17 protein-coding genes are annotated in these 19090 nt (G+C 67.3%); 12 read left to right on the top strand and 5 right to left on the bottom strand.

Features of this window, described 5'->3' with window-relative positions; all coding sequences use genetic code 11:
• The first annotated feature begins 11 nt into the window (after positions 1 to 11).
• Positions 12 to 914, top strand: a complete 903-nt coding sequence (locus ACWGO6_RS01285) for a tyrosine recombinase XerC (protein WP_452325646.1) — start codon at positions 12 to 14, stop codon at positions 912 to 914.
• Positions 915 to 961: 47 nt separating this feature from the next.
• Here the strand turns inward: ACWGO6_RS01285 and ACWGO6_RS01280 are convergent, their stop codons facing one another.
• Positions 962 to 1486 carry a murein hydrolase activator EnvC family protein gene (locus ACWGO6_RS01280; RefSeq protein WP_452325645.1) on the bottom strand — a complete coding sequence of 175 codons (525 nt, stop codon included), beginning with the start codon at positions 1484 to 1486 and terminating at the stop codon, positions 962 to 964.
• 305 nt (positions 1487 to 1791) lie between these two features.
• On the opposite strand from ACWGO6_RS01280, the gene rpsB reads away from it, so the two are divergent.
• From rpsB to ACWGO6_RS01235, 9 genes are all read left to right on the top strand, one after another.
• Positions 1792 to 2742, top strand: a complete 951-nt coding sequence (rpsB, locus tag ACWGO6_RS01275) for a 30S ribosomal protein S2 (protein WP_136043837.1) — start codon at positions 1792 to 1794, stop codon at positions 2740 to 2742.
• A 42-nt stretch (positions 2743 to 2784) separates the two neighbouring features.
• Entirely contained in the window at positions 2785 to 3612 is an 828-nt protein-coding gene (gene tsf, locus ACWGO6_RS01270) for a translation elongation factor Ts (RefSeq protein ID WP_021200481.1), read from the top strand.
• Between the two features lie 92 nt (positions 3613 to 3704).
• A complete protein-coding gene (pyrH, locus tag ACWGO6_RS01265) occupies positions 3705 to 4421 on the top strand; it encodes a UMP kinase (protein WP_017830711.1) in 717 nt (238 codons plus the stop codon).
• A 68-nt stretch (positions 4422 to 4489) separates the two neighbouring features.
• Complete coding sequence (frr, locus tag ACWGO6_RS01260; RefSeq protein ID WP_452325644.1) at positions 4490 to 5044, top strand: ribosome recycling factor; 555 nt, start codon at positions 4490 to 4492, stop codon at positions 5042 to 5044.
• Positions 5045 to 5049: 5 nt separating this feature from the next.
• The gene (locus ACWGO6_RS01255; protein ID WP_452325643.1) at positions 5050 to 6198 is read left to right on the top strand and encodes a phosphatidate cytidylyltransferase; all 1149 of its coding nucleotides are present in this window, start codon (positions 5050 to 5052) and stop codon (positions 6196 to 6198) included.
• Positions 6198 to 6776, top strand: a complete 579-nt coding sequence (locus ACWGO6_RS01250; protein WP_136043839.1) for a DivIVA domain-containing protein — start codon at positions 6198 to 6200, stop codon at positions 6774 to 6776. Before ACWGO6_RS01255 ends, ACWGO6_RS01250 begins: the two co-directional genes overlap by 1 nt.
• A gap of 95 nt (positions 6777 to 6871) precedes the next feature.
• Positions 6872 to 7516, top strand: a complete 645-nt coding sequence (locus ACWGO6_RS01245; RefSeq protein ID WP_136043840.1) for an aggregation-promoting factor C-terminal-like domain-containing protein — start codon at positions 6872 to 6874, stop codon at positions 7514 to 7516.
• A 9-nt stretch (positions 7517 to 7525) separates the two neighbouring features.
• A complete protein-coding gene (locus tag ACWGO6_RS01240; RefSeq protein WP_136043841.1) occupies positions 7526 to 7813 on the top strand; it encodes a hypothetical protein in 288 nt (95 codons plus the stop codon).
• Between the two features lie 2 nt (positions 7814 to 7815).
• Complete coding sequence (locus ACWGO6_RS01235; protein ID WP_452326099.1) at positions 7816 to 8532, top strand: alpha/beta hydrolase; 717 nt, start codon at positions 7816 to 7818, stop codon at positions 8530 to 8532.
• Positions 8533 to 8547: 15 nt separating this feature from the next.
• Here ACWGO6_RS01235 and ACWGO6_RS01230 read toward each other — a convergent pair whose 3' ends face one another.
• Complete coding sequence (locus ACWGO6_RS01230) at positions 8548 to 9609, bottom strand: AI-2E family transporter (RefSeq protein WP_136043842.1); 1062 nt, start codon at positions 9607 to 9609, stop codon at positions 8548 to 8550.
• A 180-nt stretch (positions 9610 to 9789) separates the two neighbouring features.
• Here ACWGO6_RS01230 and ACWGO6_RS01225 point away from each other — a divergent pair, with 180 nt between their 5' ends.
• Positions 9790 to 11721: a glycosyl transferase gene (locus ACWGO6_RS01225; protein WP_136043843.1), complete on the top strand. Its 1932-nt coding sequence runs from the start codon at positions 9790 to 9792 to the stop codon at positions 11719 to 11721.
• Positions 11718 to 12641 (top strand): tetratricopeptide repeat protein, encoded by a 924-nt coding sequence (locus tag ACWGO6_RS01220; RefSeq protein WP_136043844.1) that lies wholly within the window; start codon positions 11718 to 11720, stop codon positions 12639 to 12641. Before ACWGO6_RS01225 ends, ACWGO6_RS01220 begins: the two co-directional genes overlap by 4 nt.
• A 28-nt stretch (positions 12642 to 12669) precedes the next feature.
• On the opposite strand, the gene glgB is transcribed toward ACWGO6_RS01220, so the two are convergent.
• The 3 genes from glgB to glgX form a co-directional block, all read right to left on the bottom strand.
• Entirely contained in the window at positions 12670 to 14874 is a 2205-nt protein-coding gene (gene glgB, locus ACWGO6_RS01215; protein ID WP_452325642.1) for a 1,4-alpha-glucan branching protein GlgB, read from the bottom strand.
• Positions 14871 to 16943: a maltotransferase domain-containing protein gene (locus ACWGO6_RS01210; protein ID WP_452325641.1), complete on the bottom strand. Its 2073-nt coding sequence runs from the start codon at positions 16941 to 16943 to the stop codon at positions 14871 to 14873. The genes glgB and ACWGO6_RS01210 overlap by 4 nt, the downstream gene beginning before the upstream one ends.
• Positions 16944 to 17008: 65 nt before the next feature.
• Complete coding sequence (gene glgX / locus ACWGO6_RS01205) at positions 17009 to 19081, bottom strand: glycogen debranching protein GlgX (RefSeq protein ID WP_452325640.1); 2073 nt, start codon at positions 19079 to 19081, stop codon at positions 17009 to 17011.
• Positions 19082 to 19090 lie beyond the last annotated feature (9 nt).

The raw sequence follows: 19090 nt of genomic DNA, 5'->3' as shown, positions 1-19090 counted from the left end.
ATGCTGAAGTCATGGATCTCGCGGTCGCCACCGAGGCGTTCGTCGACCACCTGGAGCGGGTGCGTCGGCTCTCGCCGGCGACCGTGAAGGCGTATCGATCGGACCTCAGAGACCTCCAGACGTCGGCGGGTGGCGTCGACCTCGAGGACGTCGACCTCGAGGTGCTCAGAGACTGGCTCTGGCGTGCGACGCAGCGCGGGGATGCGAGATCGACGCTCGCCCGGCGAGCCGCTGCTGCCCGGTCGTTCTTCGGTTGGGCGCACGAGCGTGAGCTCATAGCCCATGATCCGAGCCTCCGGCTGATCGCACCGAAGAAGGGTCGTACGCTGCCGACGGTCGCGTCCAGGGACGCGATGACTGGGCTGCTCGATTCGCATCGGGCGGCGGCCGAGGCGGGAGATCTGATCGCGTTGCGCGATCACGCGATCCTCGAGCTGCTCTACGGCTCCGGCATCCGCGTCTCCGAACTGTGCGGGCTGGACGTCGACGACCTCGACCTCGACAGAGGCACAGCCCGTGTGCTCGGGAAGGGAGCCAAGGAGCGGGTCGTGCCATACGGTGCTCCGGCAAGGGACGCGCTTGAGGCGTATCTCCGTCGCGGCAGGCCCGTCCTGGTGGCCAGGGGGCGAACCTTCACACCGGCGGTGATGCTGGGGAGCCGAGGCGCCCGCATCGGACCGCGCGCGGTCTACGAGCTGGTGGCCAGGGTGCTGGCACCCATCGTCGGTGCGGAGACGATCGGCCCGCACGCACTACGGCACACGGCCGCCACGCACCTTCTCGACGGGGGCGCCGACCTGCGGGCGGTCCAGGAGATACTGGGTCATGCCAGCCTCGGCACGACCCAGATATACACACACGTCTCGGCCGAACGCCTGACCACTACCTATCGGCTGGCGCATCCCCGCGCCTGATGCCCCGGCATGCTTGAACTCGGTCGGTCCTGGGCTCAAGGAATCGGTCACAGGCTGTCGCAACAGGGGAGCAGGACGGCCCGAGGGACGCTGCCGAACAGGAGCATCGGGTTGATGTAGTTGCCATTTCGTCGCACGCCGAGGTGCAGCGCTCCCGCCGGGCTGTGACCGCCCAGGTCGACGAATCCGATCTCCTGCCCGGCCGACACGGCATCGCCCGGATCCAGTGTCGTTCGGACTGGCTCGAAGGTGCTGACGAGGCCGTCCGCGTGCTGGATCGTCAGGAGCGGGCGGTCGACGACGGTCCCGCGGAATGCCACCGTGCCATCCGCAGGAGCTGTCACGGGCGCATCTATCGACGAGCCTAGGTCGACGCCGCGATGACCGGCACCGTATTCGTGCGCGGGCGCGCGAAAAGGTTCGACGGCCGCCCTCACGCCGGTCAGCGGCCATCGCCAGCGCGGCAACTCGGCGGCGTCGCCCGATGGCGCCGAGGCATCGGCTGTGTACAGGGCGAGCAAGATGAGCAGGGCCGTGGTCGTTTCGGAAACCACTCGGAGCAGAGTGCGCATGAGCAGAGTGTCTCCTCTCGACCGAACGGCCGTCGCGAGGTCTCGGCAGGTTCAGCGGCAGGCGTGCACGACTCCGCCGAAGCGCTACCGGTGCAGGGTGGGTGTCGTCGCGGCATCCTGTATGCTGGAGGAGCACCTCGATATCGGGGTGACTACGCGTGCCCAGAGCGGTTCATCCGCGGCATCCACATCCACAGGTCCTTCTCACCAGAGGGCGGGTGTGCGCCGGGCACCAGGAAGTCCGATCATCCGATCGGCTTGACAACCTCAACGGCGCAGAAACGCGTCAGAACCAGGAGACGACCATGGCTGTGGTCACCATCCGCCAGCTGCTCGACAGCGGCGTGCACTTCGGACACCAGACCCGTCGGTGGAACCCGAAGGTCAAGCGCTTCATCCTCACCGAGCGCAGCGGCATCCACATCATCGACCTCCAGCAGTCGCTGGGCTACATCGACAAGGCCTACGACTTCGTCAAGGAGACCGTCGCCCACGGTGGCACGATCCTCTTCGTCGGCACCAAGAAGCAGGCGCAGGAGATCCTCGCCGAGCAGGCGACGCGCGTCGGCCAGCCCTTCGTGAACCAGCGCTGGCTCGGTGGACTCCTCACCAACTTCCAGACGATCTCCAAGCGTCTCGCCCGCATGAAGGAGCTCGAGGAACTCGACTACGAGACCCCGGCGAACAGCGGTTTCACGAAGAAGGAGCTCCTGCTCAAGAAGCGTGAGCTCGACAAGCTGCACAAGTCCCTCGGCGGTATCCGCAACCTCACCAAGACGCCGTCGGCCATCTGGGTCGTCGACGCCAAGCGCGAGCACCTCGCGATCGATGAGGCCAAGAAGCTCGGCATCCCGGTGATCGGCATCCTCGACACCAACGCCGACCCCGACGACTTCCAGTACCCGATCCCCGGCAACGACGACGCGATCCGCTCCGTCTCGCTGCTGACCCGCATCATCGCCGACGCCGCGGCCGAGGGCCTGCAGCAGAAGCACAACCCGGAGACGGGTGACGCCGAGCCGCTCGCCGACTGGGAGAAGGAGCTCCTCGAGACTCCCGCCCAGGAGGTCCAGGAGTCCGCTGACGCCGCTGAGGTCGCCGACGCAGGCGACGCTGCTGCGGTCGTCGAGACGCCCGCTGCCGACGAGACCGCTGCCGACGAGGCCGGTGCTGAGGCTCACGACGAGGCGATCGCCGCCGCTTCCGGTGAGGAGACCGCTGAGGTCGCCGCCGCCGAGGCAGCTGACGCCAAGTAATCCCCTCGTACACACACCTAACGAAGCAAGGAGCCACCACACATGGCCAACTTCACCATCGCTGACCTCAAGGCCCTGCGTGAGCAGCTCGGCACGGGAATGGTCGACACCAAGAAGGCGCTCGAGGAGGCTGACGGAGACGTCGCGAAGGCCACCGAGATCCTGCGTCTCAAGGGTGCGAAGGGCAACGCGAAGCGCGCCGACCGTTCGACCAGCGAGGGACTGATCGTCGCTCGCGAGCAGGACGGCGCTGTGACGCTCATCGAGCTCGCATGCGAGACCGACTTCGTCGCGAAGAACGAGCGCTTCATCGCGCTGGCCGACAAGGTCGCCGACGCCGCGGCAGCCGTCAAGGCCGACTCGGTCGACGCTGCCCTCGCCGCATCCGCCGGTGACAAGAGCGTCGAGCAGGTCATCTCCGAAGAGGCCGCGATCATCGGCGAGAAGGTCGAACTGCGCCGCGTGCGCACGATCGCCGGCGACAAGGTCGAGGTCTACCTGCACCGCACGAGCAAGGATCTGCCGCCGCAGATCGGCGTCGTCGTCGCCTACTCGGGTGATGACGCCGAGACCGCGCGCAGCATCGCCCAGCACATCTCGTTCGCGAACCCGTCGTACCTGTCCCGCGAGGACGTGCCGGCGGACGCTGTCGAGAAGGAGCGCGAGATCGTCACCGAGATCTCTCGCAACGAGGGCAAGCCGGAAGCGGCGCTCCCGAAGATCGTCGAAGGTCGCGTCTCTGCGTTCATCAAGCAGGTCGCCCTGCTCGAGCAGGACTACGCCAAGGACAACAAGCTCTCTGTCGCCCAGGTGGCGAAGGACGCCGGTATCACCGTGACGGACTTCGCGCGCTTCAAGGTCGGCGCGTAGCAAGGTCGAAGGGGTTCGGATCGCCATGATCCGAACCCCTTCTTCATGCCCACGAGGCACTATCTTGAATCGGGACGAGAGGACACCCACCCATGACTGAACGCACCGGACGCCGACGCGTCCTTCTCAAGCTCTCCGGAGAGGCCTTCGGGGCGGGGCAGCTGGGTGTCAGCCCCGATGTCGTCTCGCAGATCGCCCGCGACATCGCCGCGGCCGTCGATCGGGTCGAGGTCGCGATCGTCGTCGGCGGTGGCAACTTCTTCCGTGGCGCGGAACTCAGCCAGCGCGGCATGGATCGAGGCCGTGCCGATTACATGGGCATGCTGGGCACGGTCATGAACGCCCTCGCTCTCCAGGACTTCCTCGAGCAGGCCGGCGCAGCCACCCGCGTGCAGTCGGCGATCTCGATGACACAGGTCGCCGAGCCGTACATCCCGCGTCGCGCCGAGCGTCACCTGGAGAAGGGGCGGGTCGTCATCTTCGGCGCCGGCGCAGGACTCCCTTACTTCTCCACCGACACCGTGGCTGCGCAGCGCGCGCTCGAGATCGGGGCGGACGAGGTCCTCGTCGCCAAGAACGGCGTCGATGCGATCTACACCGCCGACCCGAACAAGCACGCCGATGCCGAGCGCATCGAGCGCGTGACATATCGCGATGCGTTGCAGCGCGGCCTCAAGGTCGTCGACTCGACCGCCTTCAGCCTCTGCATGGACAACAGCATGGACATGCGCGTCTTCGGCATGGAGCCGGCGGGGAATGTGACCAGGGCCCTGCTCGGAGAGCCCATCGGAACCCTCGTCACCGCCTGAGTGTGTGACACGGCGGAGACTGCTTCGCCCGATAGAATTTGCAGAACACCCCGACGATAGGAGCCACCGTGATCGCGGACGTCCTCGCTGAAACCACCACTCGTATGAACCGGGCGGTCGAAGCTGCCAAGGAGGACTTCTCCACGGTGCGCACCGGGCGTGCGAACCCGCAGATGTTCCAGAAGGTCCTCGTGGACTACTACGGCACGCCGACCCCGATCGCGCAGCTGGCCTCGCTCGCGAATCAGGAGGCACGCACGCTCATCATCACGCCGTACGACAAGTCGGCGCTGAAGGCGATCGAGCAGGCCATCCGCGACATGCCGAACCTCGGTGTCAACCCGACGAACGACGGCAACCTCGTCCGTGTGACGATGCCCGAGCTCACGGCGGAGCGTCGCAAGGAGTACGTCAAGCTCGTCAAGACCAAGGCCGAGGACGCGAAGGTTCATGTCCGTGGCATCCGCCGCAAGGCGAAGGACGAGCTGGATGCGCTCAAGAGCGAACTCGGCGAGGACGAGATCACCCGCGGCGAGAAGGAGCTGGACGGCCTGACGCGTCAGCACGTCGACCTCATCGACGACGCGCTGAAGCGCAAAGAGGCCGAACTCCTCGAGGTGTAGTCGGGATGTCTGACGAAACGCGTGACGCCGAGGAGGACAGGCAGCCGCTGACGCGCCGAGACGCGCGTGACGGCACGCCTGCTGACGGCGTCCCGCTCGCAGACGCGGCCTTCCCGACGTTCGATGCGGAAGCCATCCCGCCTCGTCCACCCCTTCCGGCGTCGGCGGGCGGCGGGACATCCGTCGTCGGTGGTCCGCTGGATACGGCGGACCACAATGCGATCCGCGAGCAATGGCGGGCGGCGAGGGACGAGCTCGAGAACCACGTATCCCATGCACGGGATCAGATCGATCAGGCGAATGAACGGATCAAGCAGCGCACGGGACGTGATCTCGTCCTCGCGATCCTGATCGGCCTGGCGTTCGGAGCGGCGCTGCTCGCATCCTTGCTCTTCGTCAAGGCGCTGTTCGTGCCGTTCGCTCTCGCTGCGGCGCTGCCGGGCGTGTACGAACTCTCCCGAGCGCTTCGGGCGTCCGGCCGCCGGATCGACGTCATTCCTCAGCTCGTTGCCGGCGCCTTCCTGGTGCTCTCGGCCTACTTCGCCGAGCCGTGGCTGTCCTGGGTCATGCTCTTCGTCGCCGTCGCGTTCGTCATCGTCTGGCGACTCATCGCGCAGATGGTCGCGAAAGACGGCCGCACCTACGGAGACGTTCTCGCGGATGCGGTCATCAGCGGATTCGTCCAGGTCTACGTTCCCTTCCTCGCCGGCGTCGCCCTCATCCTCCTCGAACAGGAGGGCGGCCAATGGTGGGTTCTGAGCTTCATCGCCATCGCGGTCGCCGCCGACACGGGTGCGTATGCGGCGGGTCTCGCGTTCGGGCGGCACCCGATGGCCCCGAAGATCAGTCCCAAGAAGACGTGGGAGGGGTTCGGCGGTGCCGTGCTCGCCTCCCTGGTCGCCGGCGTGCTGCTGGCCATCTTCCTTCTCGAGCTGCCGTGGTGGGCCGGCGTGGTCTTCGGCGTCTCGATCCTGCTGTCGGCGACACTGGGCGATCTCGGTGAGTCCATGCTCAAGCGTGACCTCGGCATCAAGGACATGAGTTCCTGGCTTCCCGGGCACGGCGGTCTTCTCGATCGGCTCGACAGCATCCTGCCCTCGACGATCCCGGCGCTCGGCCTCTACTTCCTCCTCTCTCCCTGGGTGGTGCTGTGATGAACGAAGAGCAGATCGCGGAACGGACGGCGGATGCTCCGCCGGCGTTCGCACTGACATCCGGGCGCGAGCGCGGATATCACCGTGCTGCCGTCGACGCGTTCCTCGCGTCCGCTCGACGAGCGTTCGAGTCCGGTACCGACGAGCTGGGCGCCGATGATGTGCGCGCGGCGTCTTTTCCGCTTGTCAAGGGCGGCTATGTCGTGGCCGACGTCGACGCGGCGCTCGGTCGCGTGGAAGACGCCTTCGCCGCGCGTGAGCGCGAGCGTGTGGTGCGCGCGCAGGGAGCCGAGGTGTGGGTCGAGAAGGCGCGAGCCGACGCGCAGATCATCCTGGACCACCTGGCGCGACCTCGACGCCGGCGCTTCGCCCGCACCGGGGTGCTCACGTTCGGCTACCGCATCGACGAGGTCGACCATGTCTCGACCAGGATCGTCCGCTATCTCCGGGATGGCGACCCGCTCTCCGCCGAGCAGCTGCGATCGGCAGCGTTCCGGATGCAGCGGGGCGGCTACCGCGAGGAGCAGGTCGATGCGCTCCTCGACGCCACGATCGACGTGATTCTGGCCGTTCGCTGAGTTCCTGATGGTCGTCCCAGGCGGCTTTGCGTAGACTGTCCTTCATCGTGAACTCCCGAAACGACATGAACCCCCAACGACGCGACCTTTCGCTGATGCCCGCAGCGAGGGTCGGATCCGCGCGCACGGGCTCTCGTCGAGGGGCCCGCCGACGCGGCGTGGTCAGCGTGGTCAGCGCTCTCGCCGTGGTCGGATTCGCGGGAGCACTCGTGGCACCGACCGGGGTCGCTCTGGCCGAACCCGTGCAGTCCGACACCCCGGATTCGGCTTATTCGCTGGCTCTCGCCGACACGCAGAACCTCACGGTCACCGTCAGCGGTGCTGCCATCACGCCGGTGGAGCGCGGCACGTTCGAGGTGTACGTGAAGCCGAAGCCCAAGCCGAAACCCAAGCCGGCAGCCACTGTCTCCACGGGCTCGCAGGGCGGATCCTCCGGAGGCTCTCTGCCTCCGTATTCGGGAGGTGGCGCTCCCGCGGACTGGATGGCCGCCGCCGGGATCGCGCAGAGCGATTGGCAGTACGTCGACTACATCGTGTCGCGCGAGAGCGGGTGGAACCCGAACGCGACGAACTCGTCCTCGGGCGCGTGCGGCCTGGTTCAAGCCCTTCCCTGCAGCAAGGTGCCCGGTAACGGCTACGACCCGGTGGACAACCTGCGCTGGGCAACCGGCTACGCCACGGGTCGTTACGGCAGCTGGGCCGGGGCCTACAGCTTCTGGACGAACAACCACTGGTGGTGAGCAGGAGCGATGCCTCGCTCACGCAGACGCCCTCCAGCGCGCCCGGAAGCCGACGACTCGTTCGAGCGGCTGCTCGCCGGATGGAAGCGCTCCGAGATCCGTCGCGGCAACGAATGGACCGTGCAGCCGGTTTCGTCCGCACAGGCCCAGAAGGACTACGTCTGCCCTGGTTGTGCGCAGCCGATCGTGGCGGGAACCGCACACCTGGTCGCTTGGCGGGCTGACGGCGTCCTCGGCGATGCCGCTGATCTCGCCGCGCGCCGACACTGGCACACACACTGTTGGAGGATCGCGTGAGCATGGAGATTCGAGGGCCGCTGGAGCTTCCCGCCGAGCGGGAGGACATCGAGCTGAAGACGGCGGACGGTCTCACGCTGGTCGGAGAGCTCGCCCTCCCGGAGAGCATGCCGCCCGTCGCGACGCTCGTCACCCTGCATCCGCTGCCGACAGCCGGCGGCTTCATGGACTCCCACATCATCCGCAAGGCGGCAGCCAGGCTTCCCGCACTGGCTGACCTGGCGGTCCTGAGGTTCAACACGCGAGGAACCACATCGCCCCGCGGCACGAGTGACGGCGCGTTCGACGGCGGTGCGGCCGAGCAGTTCGATGTCGCGGCGGCCATGGACTTCGTCCGTGCACGGGCGCTCCCGCGACCGTGGCTCCTCGGATGGTCTTTCGGCACCGAACTCGCGCTCAAGTACGGGCGCGACCATGACATCGCCGGTGTGATCCTCCTGTCTCCGCCGCTGCATCGGGCGACGGAAGCAGAGGTCGCCGCCTGGGCTGCCACCGATGTCCCCCTCGTCGTGCTGGTGCCGGAGCTGGACGACTACCTGCGGCCCGACGAGGCACGGGAACGCTTCGCTTCGATACCGCACGCGCAGCTGATCGCTGTCGAGGGCGGGAAGCATCTGTGGGTCGGTGAGACGCAGACGCGGCGCGTGCTCACCGAGATCGTGGCCGCGGTGAACCCGTCGGCGCTGCCCCTCGCCACGCACTGGCCGCCGGCGGACTGATCGAGGGCCGGACGCTCAGAGTTCGTTCATCCGCGGGATGAGCACCTGTCGATAGATGATCAGGATGCTCGCCGCCACCGGAATCGCGATGAGCGCACCCAGCAGACCGAGCAGGCTGCCACCTGCGAGGGCTGCGACGACGACCACTGCCCCGGGGACGGCGACTGCACGGCTCATGATGCGCGGCGAGATCACATACGCCTCGATCTGCATGTAGATGAGGTAGTAGATCGCCGCGGCGATCGCGATCCCTGGCGACCCGAGCCCGGGGATCAGACATACCAGGACGATGATCGTCGAGCCAGTCAGGGTCCCGACGAGCGGGATCAGCGAGAAGAAGAAGGCGATGATCGCGAGAACCGCCGGGAACGGCGCATCGATGATCGAGAGGTAGATCGCGCTGAGGACGCCGTTGATCACGCCCTGAGACACCTGCCCCATGACGTAATACCCCACCGAGTCGGTGATCTGTTCCGAAAGGTCGATGAAGCGGTCGCGTTTCGAGGACGGGGCGAGCTGGTACACGGCGCGCTTGAGCGACGGCGTCGAGGCGGTGAGATAGATCGTCAGGATGAGGATGATGAACGCGCCGAACAGCCCGCTGACAACGGCGCCGCTGGCGACGAGGACGCCCTGGCCGATGGACCCGCCGATCTCGGCGAGGTTCGTCGTCAGCCAGTCGGTGACGTAGGTGAAGACGACATCGACCTGCAGATTCGGGAAGGTGTCCTGCATCCACTCCTTGAGATCCGGGATCAGGTCCCCTCGCGAAAGGATGGCAGTGATCTGGGCGATCAGCTGGGAGATCTGATCCACGAGCACGGGAAGAATGATCAGCACGATCCCGCTGAAGATCGCGAGGACGGCGAGGATCGTCACCAGCACGGCCAGCCAGCGGGGGAGTCGACGGCGCTCGAGGAAGGACACGAGCGGATCGAGCCCCAGGCTCAGGAACAGCGCCGTGCCGACGTAGAGCAGGACGCTGGAGAGAGTCTCCACGCTGTTGATCAGGAGGATCCCCAGTCCCACGCCGAGCGTCGCCACGAGGGCGGTGCGGAACGGATTGTGGATCTTCATGCGACGACTCCTCGAAACGGCTGCAGCAAGGGTATCCAGACGCCGCGCAACGCCGCGCGCGACGTGCCGGTCCAGCCTGCACTGCACGTGTACGTGGGCAACACACAGCTGATTTCGCTAGTCTGAAATGTCGAGTGTTGCGTCGCGGGCAGATGCCGGTGATGCGTGAGGAGACTATTCGTGCGTTTCGTATGGGCCGTGGTGGCCTTCGTTCTTGCCGCCGTGCTGATCGGGGCGGGGATCGCCCAGCGCACCTTCGTGGGCCCCGACTCGCAGCAGACGCCCGTCGAGATCGAGGAGCCAGCGCCGTTCGTCCTCCTGGATGGAGACGTGCTCCGGACGAACCCGGGCGTTCAGACCCTGATCGTCCGCGGGCAGGGCGACATCTTCGGCAGCTACGGCAGGACCGCCGACATGGAGGCCTGGCTCGCAGACTCCGACTACAACCACGTCACGGTGGACGACGACGGCGGCTTCGCGGTCGAGCACGTGTCGGCGGCCGAGGATGCGGACGAGGCGGACGGCGGCGCAGGTGAGGAGGGCGAGGCGGCTACGGGCCGCGACCCCCGGGGATCCGACCTGTGGCTGGACTCCTTCGAGAAAGAGAACCGCCTCGTCGCCGACAACATGCAGCTCCCCGAGGGAACGAGCATGCTGGTCGCCTACGACGGCACGAAGGATGCTCCCGACGACATCGTCGTCTCCTGGCCGCTCGACACCTCGACCCCCCTGGCGGGGCCCCTCATGGTCGCCGGTGGCGTCGTCCTGCTGATCGGACTCGTCCTGTACGTGCTCGGGATCCGCCACCAGCGTCGTGGCCGTGGGCCGCGCCGCAAGGGCCCCGGCCCGCTTCCTGCGACCGAGCCGATCGACATCGCGGTGCTTCCTCCGGAGGAGCGCGCGGCGATCGAAGGCTCGGCGGAAACACCGACCTCCGCCGACCCGACGCCCTCCGCAGACACCGCGGATACCGAGATCGAAGAGGGGGAGATCGTGGACCCCAAGGAGAACGACTCGAAGACGTCGATGCGCGCGAAGACCCCCGCTCGTCGTCGCCGGTTGCTTGCGATTCCCGCGCTCGGGCTCACTGCTCTTCTCGCTGCCGGGTGTTCCGCAGACTCCTGGCCGCAGTTCGGCGATGCCTCTGCGTCGCCCTCCCCGAGCCCGACCGTCATCGCTCCGGACAACCAGAAGCCGCCGGCCGTGACCGAGTCCCAGGCGAAGCGAATCCTGAAGTCCGTATCCGACACGGTGGTGGAGGCAGACACCGCACTCGACCTCGACCTGGCGTCCACCCGTCTGGCCGGACCGGCTCTCGCTGCTCGCACGACCGAGTACGCGCTGCGGACCAAGCTCACGGACATGGCAGTTCCTGCGGCGATCCCGACTGACGATGTCGAGGTCGTGCTTCCGGAGGCGACCGACGCGTGGCCGAGGACCGTGCTCATGCTTGCGAAGACCAAGGGCGACGACACCGAGCCGCCCGTCGTGCTCACGATGACCCAGGCCGACCCGTGGTCGAACTACAAGGTCAGCAATATGGCCGAGATGTCCGCGGATGCGGTGTTCCCCGACGTCGCGGCCGCCTGGCTCGGTACGTCGCTCGTCCCATCGGACTCCGCGTTCCTCACGCTCCCTCCCGCCGAACTCGCCCCGGCGTTCGCCGATGTCGTCGACTCGGGGGAGAAGAGCGAGTTCTACGGCCTGTTCGATGATCTGGCGCTGAACCTCGCGACGTCGATCACCGACAGTCGGCAGGCCGTGGTCAAGGGCCTCGCCGACAAGGGCGCCTCCAAGACATCGAAGGCGGCATTCGACATGGCGCCGACGACGGACGAGCCCATCTCGATGACCACGCTCGACAGCGGTGCGATCGTCGCGGTCTCCTTGACCGATACCGAGACGGTGACGCCCGTGTCTTCCGACGTGGTGATCCGGTTCGGGGACAACGCTCAGGCGAAGGCGCTCACCGGTGCGACCGAGTCCGCGAAGGGCGTCGAGACGACTTATGAGTTCCAGCTGTTCTTCTCGGTCCCCGCTCAGGGGTCGACGGAGCAGATCAGGCTCCTGGCAGTCCACCAGGACCTCCTTTCCGTGAAGGTGATCAAGTGAGTGAAATCTCTCCGTCCGCGCTGCGCGGCGCGGTGGACCTGTCGACCCTCCGCAACCGCCCGGCGTCGCCGCCCGAGGGCGCTCCTGCTCCCGGTGTGGTCGATGTCGTCGTCGATGCGACCGACGAGACGTTCGGGCAGATCCTCGAACTCTCACGCACGGTTCCCGTCGTCGTGGACCTGTGGGCCGAGTGGTGTGGACCGTGCAAGCAGCTGAGCCCGATCATCGAGAAGGTGACTCGTGAGCTCGGGGGCCGGGTGCTACTCGCCAAGGTCGATGTCGACGCGAACCCGCAGCTGGCGCAGAGCTTCCGCGCGCAGTCGATCCCGATGGTGGTCGCGTTGATCGCCGGCCAGCCGGTACCGATGTTCACAGGCGCGGTGCCGGAGCAGCAGGTGCGCGAGGTCTTCGCCCAGCTTCTGCAGGTGGCCGCACAGAACGGCGTCACCGGATCGCTCTCGGTCGATGCGGATGCCGAAGCACCGGCGACCCCGGAGGAGCCGGAGCTGCCGCCGCTGCACGCCGAAGCGTTCGCTGCGATCGAGGCAGGCGACTACACAGCCGCGATCCGCGCGTACGAGAAGGCCCTCGCCGAGAACCCTCGCGATGAGGAGGCGATCGCGGGCCTCGGCCAGGTGCGTCTGCTCGACCGCGTGCAGGGACTCGATCTGCAGACGGCGCGCGCAGCGGCCGCGGAGGGACCGCTCGATGTTCAGGCGCAGTTCGATGTGGCCGACCTCGATCTTGCCGGCGGGCATGTCGAAGACGCTTTCGCGCGACTGCTCGACCTGTTCGCGCAGCTGCCGTCCGACCAGCGCACCCCTGTGCGGGAGCGCCTGATCGAATTGTTCGGCCTCATCGGGACGGGCGACCCGCGAGTCGTGGCCGCCCGGAACAGGCTTTCGTCGCTGCTGTTCTAGCCCTTGGAGGGTTCGGGGCGGGTCACCGTCATCCGTGACTGACGGTGGGTACGTGCGGGTCGGACTGGTGGCGTAGCCACAGCGTCGAAAGCGCGGGAAGCGTCATCGTCGCGGTGGGGGCGCCACCATCCTCGCCCGACGCGAAGACCATGCCCAGGTTTCCTGACCCTCGTCCGCCGTATTCGGCGGCATCGGTGTTGAGCACCTCCTGCCAGACGCCGTCCTGCGGAAGTGCGAGTCGATATCCCGCGCGCTCCACGCCGGCGAAGTTGCTCACGACGACCAGACGGCCTCCATGGGAATCCCGCCGCTCGAAGGCGATCACGTTCGGGTCCCAGCTGGGTGCACCGAGGCGGTGGAACGACGACCCATCGTTGTCGCGCGCCCAGAGAGGGGACTGGGACCTGTAGGCACGGTTCATCGCTCCGACGAAGTCCTGCAGCTGCGCGTGCGACGGCTGTTCGAGGAGCCACCAGTCCAGCTCACGCCCTTCCGACCACTCGGCGAGCTGACCGAATTCCTGCCCCATGAACAGGAGCTTCTTGCCGGGGTGTCCCCACATGTAGGCGAGGTAGGCGCGGACGTTGGCGAGCTTGTGCCAATGGTCGCCGGGCATCTTCGCCATCAGGCTGCCCTTCCCGTGCACGACTTCGTCGTGGCTGATCGGCAGCAGATAGTTCTCCCCGAATGCGTACACGAACGAGAACGTCATCTCGCCCTCGTGGTGCGCCCGGTACATCGGGTCGCGGGAGATGTACTGGAGCGAGTCGTTCATCCAACCCATGTTCCACTTGAACCCGAATCCCAGCCCCGCGTGATCCGTGGGTGCCGTCACCCCGGGGAAGCTGGTCGACTCTTCGGCGATCATCATGATGCCGGGGTGCAGGCGGTACGCCGTGGCGTTCACCTCCTGCAGGAACCGGATCGCCTCGAGGTTCTCGCGACCGCCGTGGATGTTCGGTTCCCATTCGCCGGCTTCGCGGGAGTAGTCGAGGTAGAGCATCGAGGCGACGGCGTCGACGCGCAGGCCGTCCACGTGGAACTCCCTGAACCAGTACAGCGCGTTGGCGACGAGGAATCCCCGCACCTCAGGACGGCCGTAATCGAAGATGAGCGTGCCCCAGTCCTGGTGCTCGCCGCGACGCGGGTCCGGGTGCTCGTAGAGCGGCTGGCCGTCGAAGCGGGCGAGTGCGAAGGCGTCCTTGGGGAAGTGCCCGGGAACCCAGTCCATGATCACGCCGATACCGGCCTGGTGCAGCTTGTCGATCAGGTACCGCAGATCATCCGGGGTGCCGAACCGGCTCGTGGGCGCGTAGTACCCGCTGACCTGGTAGCCCCAGGAGCCTCCGAACGGGTGCTCCGCCAGGGGCATGAACTCCACATGGGTGAATCCGGCATCCGTGACGTGCTGGATCAGCGGCTCGGCGATGTCCCGGTATCCGAGTCCCTCGCGCCAGGAGCCGACGTGGATCTCGTAGACCGACAGCGGCTGCGCGACAGCGTGTGTCGCGGCGCGCCGGGTCATCCATGCGCCGTCCGCCCACTCGTACGAGGATGAGGTCACGACCGATGCCGTGTCCGGCGGCACCTCGGCGGCGAGAGCCATCGGGTCGGCCTTGAGGATCCAGGCGCCCTCGCGGGTGCGGAGCTGATACTTGTACCGCGTGCCCAGCGGGAGATCGGGGATGAAGAGCTCCCAGACCCCGCTCACGCCCATCGAGCGCATGGCATGGGCTTCGCCGTTCCAGTCGTTGTGATCTCCCACGACGCGCACGGAGGTGGCGTTGGGCGCCCAGACGGCGAACGAGACGCCCTGTTCGCCCCCCAGGGTGCGCGGGTGCGCCCCGAGCACCTCCCAGAGGCGTTCGTGGCGGCCCTCTGCGATCAGATGGAGATCGAGGTCTCCGAGGGTCGGGTGGTGTCGGTACGGATCTCCGGACAGCGTCTCGTCGTGGTCCGCGTATCGCGTGGCGACGCGATAGGGGAGCGGGGGACCGACATGCTGCGCCTCCCAGATGCCGTGCGCGACATGGACGAGCTCGAGCCGACTGCCGTCGCCGAAGACCGCGGCCACGCTGCTGGCCAGGGGCCGTCGGACGCGGATGACCGTCACCGTGCGATCGGCCGCATCCTTGCGGGGATGCGCGCCGAGAACGGCATGCGGATCGTGGTGCGTGGCCGAAGAGATGGCCTCCCACTCGGTGGACGCCGTGACATCTTCTGCGTAGCTCATGCTCGCTCCCTCACCTTCAGGATGTGCACCGGCTCGGCGAAGGCGTCGAGTCGCACGTAGTTGTGGTCGCTCCAGGTCCAGACGGCGCCGGTGAGCAGGTCTTCGACCTCGAACGACTCGCCGAGCGGAACGCCCCACTGGGTGCTGTCGAGATGCACGGTCGTCTCGCGGACCGAGTGCGGGTCCACGTTCGCGACCACGATGATGGTGTCCGCGTGGCCCGTGCCGGTGAACGGGGCGGCCAGGTGCTTGCTGTAGACGAGGACGGCATCGTCATCGCTCCAGTGCGCCCGGAAGTTCCTGAGCTGACGGAGTGCCGGGTGGGCGGTGCGGATCTCGTTGAGCCGTCGAAGCAGGGGAGCGAGGGATTCTCCGCGAGCCTCGGCGCCCGACCAATCTCGGAACTTGTACTCGTACTTCTCGTTGTCGATGTTCTCCTCGGAGCCGGGCCGCGCCACGTTCTCGAAGAGCTCGTAACCGGCGTACACCCCGTACACCGGACCAGCGGTGGCGGCGATGCAGGCACGGATGCGGTAAGCCGCACGACCGCCGAACTGCAGGTACTCGGTCAGGATGTCGTGCGTGTTCACGAAGAGATTGGGCCGCATGTAGTCGGACGTCTCCTGCGACACGGAGGTGAGGAACTCCTCCAGTTCGCTCTTGGTGTTCCGCCAGGTGAAGTAGCTGTAGCTCTGCTGGAACCCGACGGCGGCCAGGGCACGCATGACTGCCGGACGGGTGAAAGCCTCGGCGAGGAAGATCACATCCGGGTCCACGGTGTTGACCTCACGGATCAACCACTCCCAGAACTGCAGCGGCTTGGTGTGGGGGTTGTCGACCCGGAAGATCTTCACCCCCTGGGCCACCCAGTGCTGCACGACGCGCAGCATCTCGGCCGCGATGCCGTCGGGGTCGTTGTCGAAGTTGAGGGGGTAGATGTCCTGGTACTTCTTCGGCGGGTTCTCCGCGTACGCGATCGTCCCGTCGGGGAGGGTCGTGAACCACTCCGGGTGCGCGCTCACCCAGGGATGATCCGGGGAGGCTTGGAGTGCGAGGTCGAGGGCGACCTCGAGGCCCGCCCCGTGCGCCGCCCGGACGAAGGAGCGGAAGTCGGCGGCCGAACCCAGGTCGGGGTGGATGGCATCGTGGCCGCCCTCGGCGGAGCCGATCGCATACGGCGAGCCGGGGTCACCCGACTCGGCGGTGAGGGTGTTGTTGCGTCCCTTGCGGTTGGTGGTTCCGATCGGATGGATCGGAACCAGGTAGACCACGTCGAAACCCATCGCGGCGACCTCCGGCAGGCGTTTGGCCGCCGTGCGGAACGTCCCACTCTTCACCGTGCCGTCCTTGAGCCGCTTCGCCCCCTCCGATCGGGGGAAGAACTCGTACCAGGCACCGACGCCCGCAGCATGCCGTTCGACGTTGAGTGTGTGTCTCTCGGTCGCGGAACACAGGGTCACCAGGGGGCGGGCGCGGAAGAGGTCGGCCAATCCGGGATCCGTGGAAAGCGCGAGCGCCGTCGCACCGTCCCCGCCCTCCAGCGACTCCGCATCCGAAAGCAGACGCTTTCGCTGCGCGGCGGGACGCTCCTTCTCGGCAGCGGCTCTCGCGAGCAGCTCTGCTCCGAGCGCAGCCATCACCGGCACGTCGACCCCGGCCGCGACCTTCAGCTCCGTGGCATGGGCCCAGGTCGCGAAGTCGTCCGAGAAGGCCTCGAACCGGTAGCGCCATGCGCCCTGCTCATCGAGCGCGATCTCGGCCGACCATCGGTCCGTGCCGTCGTTCCGGGCGGTCAACCGGTGGAGGGTCTCCTCGCCGGACGGCGACGTGAGGCGGACGTGCACGCCGATGATGTCGTGCCCCTCGCGGAACGAGACCACGCTGAACGGGACGACCTCGCCCACGAATGCCTTGGGCGCGAAGCCGCCGGGAACCGCCGGACTGGGATCGAGCAGGGGGATCCGCGTGGTGCGGAGGGAGCCCGGAACATCTGCGCCAACGAAGACGCGCGTCGGGATCTGAGCGGGGCTTCGGAGAGCCGAGGACCGGGTACCAGCGCGTGCAGCCACATCCCGAATGTACCGCGCGGACGTGGTCGCGGGTAGCGCGCCGCGTGGTGCGTCGGGAGCGGGGCTCATTCGACGCGGAACAGCCTCATGGACGTTCCGGACACCGGCAGCACATCGCCGGGTGCGAAGACCTCCTCCTCATCGGAGGGCCGCTCCTGAGCGCTCGACCACAGGGACACGAAGCGGGTCGCGCCTTCGATCTCCTCGGGGAGACGCACGTCGATCGGCGCCTCCGTCCCGTGCACGATGAGCAGGATGCGGTTGTACGCCTCGGTGTCGGGTGTGGACGCGGCGACGTACTGCAGCGTCCTGTTCCCGGGATCTGCCCACTGCCCCTGCTCCATCGTCTCGCCGTTCTGGTCGTACCAGTCCATGACCGAGGCGTTGGGGATGTGCTCGCCGAGCCGTGCATAGCGACTCGGGCGGAGCGCGGGGTTCTCCTGCCGCAACCGGATCAGCTGGGAGACATGCGCACGCAGGTCCTCCTGCCAGGGCTCGAACTCCCAGGCGAGCCAGGTGAGAGCGGAGTCCTGAGCGTAGGCGTTGTTGTTGCCGCGCTGGGTGCGGCCGACCTCGTCGCCGGCGGTGAGCATCGGGATGCCGGCGGAGAGCAGCAGAGTCCCGAGCAGGTTGCGCATGGCCTTGCGACGTGCGGCGAGAATCGTCGGGTCGTCCGTCGGCCCCTCGATACCGTGGTTGAACGCACGGTTGGTGTCAGCGCCGTCGCGGTTCTGCTCGCCGTTGGCCTCGTTGTGCTTGACGTCGTACGAGACGAGGTCATGCAGGGTGAAGCCGTCGTGGGCGGTCACGAAGTTCACGCTGGCGAGCGGACCCCGATCCTCGCTGAAGGTGTTCGAGGAGCCGGCGAGACGCGTCGCGAACCCCCCGATGCCCACCGGTGCCGACGCACGGCGTGCATAGTCGATGTCGCTCAGCCAGAAGTTGCGCACGCGGTCGCGGTAGCGATCGTTCCACTCGTGCCACCCCGAGGGGAAGTTCCCCGTCTGCCACCCGCCGAGGCCCACATCCCACGGCTCGGCAATGAGCTTCGTGTCCGCGAGGATCGGATCGTCGGCGATAGCGGTCAGAAGCGGATGCTCCGGTGTGTACGCGTGGGACTCGTCGCGTGCGATCGCGGTGGCGAGGTCGAAGCGGAAACCGTCGATCTGCATCTCCTGCGCCCAGTAGCGGAGCGAGTCGAGCACGAGTCTGGCCCCGGCGTCGGTCGCGGTGTTCAGCGTGTTGCCGCACCCAGTGGTGTCGACGTAGACGCCCGCCTCGTCCTGACGGTAGTAGACGGCGTTGTCGATGCCGCGCAGGCTCGAACGGGGTCCGCCGATGCCCTCTTCCGAGGTGTGGTTGTAGACGACGTCGAGGATCACTTCGAGGCCGGCCTCGTGCAGCAGCCGCACCATCCCCTTGAACTCCGCGAGCACGGCCTCCGGGCCTTCCTTGCGCGCGTCCTCCGTCGCATAAGCGGTGTGCGGAGTGAAGAAGTTCAGGGTGTTGTAGCCCCAGTAATTGGTGAGCCCGCGTTCGAGCAACCGCGGCTCCGGCACGAAGGCGTGCACGGGGAGGAGCTCGATGGAGGTGATGCCCAGCGAGTGGAAGTACTCGATCATCGCGGGATGCGCCAGGCCGGCATACGTGCCGTGCAGTGCAGGAGGGACATCGGGGTGCCGCTTGGTGAGTCCCTTGAGATGTCCCTCGTAGATCACGGTGCGGTCGAGGGGGATACGCGGCTTCTGGGAGTCGCCCCAGTCGAATCCGTCGACGATCACGACGGAACGCCACTCCTCGTACCCGTCGCCCTGGGCGAGACCGCGCGCATACGGGTCGAGCAGGAGCGTCTCCGGGTTGAAGGTGTTTCCGGGGCCGTGAGGGCCGCCGACACGGATGGCGTAGCGGACGCCCGGCTGCAGGAGTTCCGTGGTGACCTCCCAGACACCTCCGGCCAGTCGCTCGAGCGGGACCTCGTCGGTCGCCCAGTCCAGGTCGGTGGCATCGAACACGACCAGCTCGATCGACGAGGCGTTCTGGGACCAGACGCGCAGGGTGCCGACGCCGTCGTGCAGACGGACGCCGAGGTTGTCGAGGGTGGTGCCGCCGGGCACAGTGAGGTCTCGGGACGCGGGCATGAGTACACA

This window comes from Microbacterium sp. NPDC055665 (assembly GCF_053618035.1).
The sequence above is the reverse complement of the archived record's forward strand: the minus strand, read 5'-3'. Positions and strand labels throughout refer to the sequence as shown.